Origin of the sequence: Paenibacillus popilliae ATCC 14706 (genome assembly GCF_000315235.1) — a bacterium.
Classification (GTDB): domain Bacteria; phylum Bacillota; class Bacilli; order Paenibacillales; family Paenibacillaceae; genus Paenibacillus_B; species Paenibacillus_B popilliae.
This window is the reverse complement of the sequence record NZ_BALG01000112.1, coordinates 22973-29692: the sequence shown is the minus strand read 5'-3', so window position 1 is coordinate 29692 and position 6720 is coordinate 22973. Positions and strand designations below refer to the sequence as shown.

Below are 6720 nucleotides of genomic sequence, written 5' to 3'. Positions count from 1 at the left end.
TCCCGTACTCGGAAGGCGAACAGGGCGTAGGACACTCCCATTTTCCGACTTTTGCGGGACAGCGCCACTTGATGCGTTGTCGCCCTAAACACTTCCCCCAGCAGATCATATTGCGACCAATGGGGCAGACGGGAACGCCGTCGGCACCCATTTTCATTTCGTTGTAACCGTTTGCCCGGAACGCCTGAGATTCAGGTCGATGATGGCAGAAATATCATCATGTTCCAGCATGGTATAGATCGGGAGGGCGTCGTGAGCCGAATCCAAGATCGCCTCTCCCACCTTCCAATCCGAGTACCCGTAGCGAAGTTCACGGTAACCGCAAATCCACGACACGGCGTCGTGCTGGCTGGCGCGGAACAATCGCAGGTATACGGGCAGATTGGAAGCACTATCGAGGTGAGCGGCCTATGGTTTTTAGGGAGTAGCTGGAGCGAACCAAGGCAGCGGTGGAGGAAAGGTCGATGGGCGTAACCCAGAAGACAAGGTTGCTGTAGAACTGCTGAAGCAGCGACAGGGCGCCGGGAGTATTGTACTCCTTGTGCAGTTGATCAGTTACAAAGGTCAAGTAGTCCTGATGGGAACGAGAAACAAGGTTCACAGCAATCACCCAATTCTTTAATTCCGAGAGGCTACTTTTAGTTTTTGGAGGGGGATAATATGAATCAAGAATTGTTAGAGGAAAGAGTAGAGAGACTAGAATATTATATTAACCTATTAAGAAATTGTACTTTTGTCATTGAATCTGATAATTTGGAACGTTTTATGTTATGGGATTGGGTAATGTCCCATCGATTAAATAGACAAGAAGTTGATAGTATACTGGATTATGTAAAGAGTATTGCAAAACAAATGAAAGAGTCGGATCATGAAGATGATTATCCGACAGTTGAACAATTTGCAACTACAATAAAGAGTATGGTTTATCAAGAGTTAAGAGATGATCAAAAAATTATCGTTGATCGTGGTTTTTTTATGGGATTATTTCATGGATTACTACGAATAGGAAAATATAAGTTTGAGAAATTGGTTACATATTATTCAAGTTTAAAAGATATGTAACCTAGTGTAACAACTGTCATGCATCAGTTGGTGTCATCATGGAGATGGCACTTTTTTGTTACCTTATTTTAAGGTAATTGTTAAAGGTCGTCCAAAGGAACATGGCAACGATGCTCCAGTAACCATAGCAAACCGCCAAAAGTTCGGATCCCGTTGCCGATGATTTTTTGAATCAGGAATGGTACACTATGTAGGATACCATCAGTACGGTAGAAAGTGAGTGGTTGAAATGAGGTCTTATCTCGCGTTATTGCAAGACATTCTGGAGCACGGAGTGAAAAAGGAAGATCGAACCGGAACCGGCACATTGTCCGTGTTCGGGCGTCAGCTTCGCTTCGATTTGGCCGAAGGCTTTCCGCTTGTAACGACGAAGCGGCTGCATCTGAAATCGATCGTTCATGAACTGCTCTGGTTTTTGAGCGGAGATACCAATATACATTATTTGAAGGAAAACGGCGTCCGTATCTGGGACGAATGGGCGGATGAGAATGGCGACCTGGGACCGGTATACGGCTCGCAGTGGCGCGCCTGGGAGGCCAAGGATGGACGCAGGATCGACCAGATTGGGAATGTCATCGAACAAATTAAGACGAATCCGGATTCACGCCGATTGCTCGTCTCCGCCTGGAATGTTGGCGAGGTCGATCAGATGAAGCTGCCGCCATGCCATTATTCGTTCCAATTTTATGTCTTTGGCAGCAAGCTAAGCTGTCTGCTCAACATGCGATCGGTCGATACGTTCCTCGGACTGCCGTTCAATATCGCCAGCTATTCACTGCTCACTCATATGGTGGCCCAGCAATGCGGCCTGGAAGTCGGAGAATTTATCTGGAGCGGCGGCGACGTTCATATTTATTCGAACCATATCGAGCAAGTGAAGACTCAGTTGGAGCGCGAGCCGTTGCCGCTTCCGAAGCTCGTCATCAAGCGCAAGCCGGATTCGATTTTTGATTATCGGTTCGACGATTTCGAATTTGTGGACTATCAGCATCATCCGGCGATTAAGGCGCCGGTTGCTGTTTAGGTTGGAACAGCCACGCAAGGATGCGAATGTAGATGGTTAAGTATAGAAGTGGTCTCGTAAATTTTTATGAAGGGAGGCGCACCGCGATGCCGATTACGATGATCTGGGCGATGGACAATCGCCGTCTCATTGGCAAGAATAACGGCATGCCATGGCGGCTGCCGAGCGATATGGCTTATTTCAAGGCGATGACACAGGGGAAGACGGTCGTCATGGGACGTAACACCTATGAATCGCTGGGTAAGGCGCTGCCTAACCGGCGCAATATGGTGTTGACCCGCCAGCCGGACTGGACGGCGCCTGATGCGGAGGTATTGCATCATATCGATTCCGTGCTGCCGTTGGCCGCGGATGAGGAAATAATGGTGATAGGCGGCACCCAAATTTACCGCGAGTTCCTTCCTTTTGCGGACAAGCTGCTGGTGACGCGGATAGACACCGAATTCGAGGGCGACCAATATTTCCCACCGTATGACGAATCGGCCTGGGTGCTGACGGGGGAAGCCGAGGGACCGGTTGACGAGCAGAACCGGTATCCGCACCGCTTCCAGATCTATGTCCGGAAGGATGCATGACCAGCCTCGCAACCAGGCAGGTAACCATTTCTATATGTATTAAAGTGCAAATGATTCGTGATATAATTCATATGTTCCGAAACATCAATTAAGGTACGATCATTGGAACACACATGCCGGAACGTCCGATGGTCCGGACATATCATATCGGCTCCATTGCGAACGGGGTTCGCGATGGCTACGCGAACGGATGGAGGAGTCAGCATGTCAACGCCGACCGGATTTATGGAATATTCTCGACAAATACAACCCGAACGGGATCCGGCTGAACGGGTGCTGGATTGGAAGGAATTCCATCTTCATCTGACCGAAGAGGAGTTGCGGACCCAGGCGTCCCGCTGCATGGATTGTGGAACGCCCTATTGTCATACGGGGATGGAACTGGCCTCCGGCACGTCCGGCTGCCCGGTGAACAATCTGATTCCGGAATGGAATGATCTGGTGTTCCGCGGTTTGTGGCAGGAAGCACTCGAACGGCTACAAGCTACGAATAACTTCCCCGAATTCACAGGAAGGGTTTGTCCAGCGCCTTGCGAAGGATCATGTACCGTTGGGCTGATTGGCGAGTCGGTCACGATCAAGTCGATCGAGGAAGAGATTATCGAACGCGGCTTCCGTGAAGGCTGGGTGAAGGCGAAGCCTCCGCAGCGCCGGACCGGTAAGCGGGTCGCGGTCGTCGGATCGGGCCCGGCGGGTCTGGCTTGCGCGGATCAGCTCAATCAGGCCGGACATTCGGTCACCGTATACGAGCGCGACGATCGCATCGGCGGACTGCTTACGTACGGCATTCCGACGATGAAGCTGGACAAGCAAGTGGTGGAGCGCCGGGTACGGTTGCTCGCTGAGGAAGGGATCCAGTTCGTGACGAATATCGAGATCGGGACCGATATTCTGGCCCGCGAGCTGGTCGAGCAGTATGACGCTGTCGTGCTGTGCGTCGGGGCGACGAAGCCGCGCGAGTTCGTCATCGAGGGCAGCGAACTGGAAGGCATCCATTATGCGATGGACTATTTGAACGGAACGATTAAGAGTTATCTGAATTCCGGCCTGGAGGACGGCAGCTACGTGTCGGCCGCAGGCAAGGATGTCATCGTCATTGGCGGCGGCGATACGGGGACCGACTGCGTAGCAACTGCACTGCGCCACGGCTGCCGCAGCATCACGCAATTCGGTACGCGTCCGCAGCTGCCGGTCGTGCGCGACGAAGCCACCAATCCTTGGCCACAGTTCCCGAATGTGTATACGCTCGATTATGCGCACCAGGAAGCGAAGGCGTTGTACGGACGCGATCCGCGCGAGTTTTCCATTATGACGACGCGCTTCGTCGGCGACGAGCAAGGGTGCGTGAAGGAGTTGCACACGGTTCAGATTGAGCGGATTGTCGACGAGCAGGGACGGAAGACGTATCGGTCGATTCCGGGAACGGAGCGGGTCTATCCGGCGCAGCTCGTTATCATCGCGGTCGGCTTCGATGGCCCGGAGTCGATGCTCATCGATCAGCTTCGCCTTGATACGGATCGCCATACGAATGTGAAGGCGGTCAAGGACAAATACGGGACGAAGCTCAGCAATGTATTTGTGGCCGGAGATATGCGGCGCGGACAGAGTCTGGTCGTCTGGGCCATTCACGAAGGACGGGAAGCCGCCCGCGAGGTTGATAGGTATCTCGCGAATCCGTTGTCATCCCGTCAGGGATGAGAAATAATGAATAGAGAATGCTGTAAGGAGCTGCGCTTTCCATAGTGCGGCTTTCTGTCGTTCGGCAGAGAGATGGGGGGAGCAGATGAAGACGCTGATTATTGCGGAGAAGCCGGATATGGGACGGAATATCGCTGCCGCCATAGAACCGAAAGCCAAAAATCACCGTTCCTATCTGGAAGGGGACACGTACCTCATTACGTGGGCGATCGGTCATTTGGTCGGACTCGCTGAGCCGGAAGCTTATGATATGAAGTATAAAAAATGGAATATAAACGACCTTCCCATTTTACCCGGCGACTTCAAGCTGAACGCTTATCGCAAGACGATGGATCAGTTGAAGGTGATCGCTGAACTGGCCAAGCGCAGCAATCTGCTGGTCAACGCTTGCGACGCCGGAAGGGAAGGACAATATATTTTTTCGCTCATCCAGCGTTATTTGAAATTAAAGCATCCGGTGAAGCGGCTCTGGATATCCGATCTGACCCCGGAGACGATTCGGCGGGGCTTCGCAGAACTGAAGGACGGATCGGAATATGACAATCTGACCAAAGCGGCGAGCGCCCGCAGCGAAGCGGATTGGCTGATTGGGATGAATGGGTCGCGCGCGTTCACGACGAAGCATAACGTGCTGCTGTCCGTAGGGAGAGTGCAAACGCCGGTATTGGCGCTCATCTACGAACGGCAGAAGCAGATTGAAGCTTTTACTTCTTTGACCTATTTCGAGGTAGAAGGCCATTTCTCCCAAGGGGATGGCACCTACCGGGGTCTATGGCAGGGCGAGCGGATCACCGACCGGGCGCAAGCCGAGGCCTTGGCGGCGAAGGTGCAGGGGAAGCCGGGACGGATCGCCTCCTATCAGGCGAAGGAGACGAAGGAGCACCCGTTGCGCTTATATGATCTGACCTTGCTGCAGCGGGAGGCGAACAGCCGCTATGGGTTCTCGGCGAAGAAAGCGTTGGATATCGCCCAGTCGCTGTACGAGAAACATAAGGTAATCTCGTATCCGCGAACGAATTCGAACTATGTGACGGAGCAGAATATCCCGGAGATGCACAAGGCCTTGTCCATGCTGCAGGGCACGTCATATGACGAGTGGGTGAAGGGCGCGAACCGGGCTCTCGTTCATAAAGGGAACAAGTACATATGCAATCCGGCCAAGGTTGAGGATCACCATGCGATTCTGCCGACTCAGCGCAAGGCTTCGGGCCTGTCTCCCGATGAACAGAAGCTGTACGATCTTATCGTGCGCCGCTTTCTGTCCCAGTTCTATCCGGCTGCGGAATATAAGATCCATACGGTAATGACGGAGGTCGAACAAGAGATATTCAAAACCTCTGTCAAAGAGCTGCTCCATATCGGCTGGAAAGCGATCTATGCCGATTTGAAGAAGGAGAAGCCCAAGTCCGGCAGAGGGAAGCGCAAGGATGAGGAAGAGGGGGAACAGATCGAGGTCGAGGAGCCGTTCCGGGTAAAACCGGACGTGGCGGCCCATTGTGTCCGCGCCGTAGTCAAGGACAAGGAAACCCAACCGCCCAAGCCTTATACAGAGGGCACGCTGCTCAAGGCCATGGAGAGCGCAGGCAAGCAGATTGAAGACGAGGAGCTGCGCGATGCGATGAAGGACTCCGGTCTGGGCACGCCGGCCACTCGGGCCGCCACGATTGAGCGTCTCAAAAAAGTGGGCTATATCGAGATGAAGGGCAAAACGATTCAGGTGACGCAAAAAGGCCGTACGGCGGTCGAGCTTATTCGGTCGGCGGGCATTGATCTGCTGACCTCCCCGGAGATGACCGGGCAATGGGAGCAGCGGCTAACGGAAATTTCCCGGGGCGAGGCTTCCGATGTTCAATTTATGGAAAACGTCAAGAAATTCGCAACGATGATTGTAGACAAAGTGAGGCTGCAGGCGCGGGCGGCGAAAACCTCCTTCGAGCGCGTCGAATCGAAGCAGGAGAGCTCGCGCCGGCGCAAGAGTGCAGCCGGACAAGCGTCCGCTGCGACGCAATCGGCGCAGGGCCGTGCGGCAGCGGCCGAGGGGCCGGCTATCGTCGGGACTTGTCCGCGCGCCGGCTGCGGTGGCGTCATCTTTATGGGACGCAAAGGGTACGGCTGCTCGAATTACAAGCAGGGCTGCGGCTTCGTCATCTGGAAGGAGAGCTTCGGCCGCAAGCTTACCGATACGCAGGTGAAGGCGCTGCTCGAGAAGGGCAAGACCGCGAAGATGAAGCTGGTCCTGCCGGACGGCTCCGAGATGCAAGCCCGCATCGTCCTGGCAAGCGCCGAGACCGGGGAGTTAGCGACAGAGGCATAGCCTGGGGTGCCATGCGGCATGAGCAGGCAGAACACGGAGACCTCATT

Annotated in this window: 6 protein-coding genes; all 6 read left to right on the top strand. The window is 53.8% G+C overall.

What is annotated here, in order from left to right; all coding sequences use genetic code 11:
• Nucleotides 1-252: 252 nt before the first annotated feature.
• The 6 genes from PPOP_RS22680 (at nt 253) to PPOP_RS09380 (ending at nt 6673) form a co-directional block, all read left to right on the top strand.
• Nucleotides 253-474 (top strand): hypothetical protein, encoded by a 222-nt coding sequence (locus tag PPOP_RS22680; protein ID WP_159101825.1) that lies wholly within the window; start codon nt 253-255, stop codon nt 472-474.
• A gap of 186 nt (nt 475-660) precedes the next feature.
• A complete protein-coding gene (locus tag PPOP_RS09400; protein ID WP_006286041.1) occupies nt 661-1062 on the top strand; it encodes a DUF1878 family protein in 402 nt (133 codons plus the stop codon).
• 229 nt (nt 1063-1291) lie between these two features.
• The gene (thyA, locus tag PPOP_RS09395) at nt 1292-2086 is read left to right on the top strand and encodes a thymidylate synthase (protein ID WP_042228159.1); all 795 of its coding nucleotides are present in this window, start codon (nt 1292-1294) and stop codon (nt 2084-2086) included.
• Nucleotides 2087-2172: 86 nt separating this feature from the next.
• Nucleotides 2173-2661, top strand: a complete 489-nt coding sequence (locus PPOP_RS09390) for a dihydrofolate reductase (RefSeq protein WP_006286039.1) — start codon at nt 2173-2175, stop codon at nt 2659-2661.
• Between the two features lie 204 nt (nt 2662-2865).
• Nucleotides 2866-4359 (top strand): glutamate synthase subunit beta, encoded by a 1494-nt coding sequence (locus PPOP_RS09385; RefSeq protein ID WP_006286038.1) that lies wholly within the window; start codon nt 2866-2868, stop codon nt 4357-4359.
• 85 nt (nt 4360-4444) lie between these two features.
• Nucleotides 4445-6673 (top strand): DNA topoisomerase 3, encoded by a 2229-nt coding sequence (locus PPOP_RS09380; RefSeq protein WP_006286037.1) that lies wholly within the window; start codon nt 4445-4447, stop codon nt 6671-6673.
• The last annotated feature ends 47 nt before the right edge of the window (nt 6674-6720 follow it).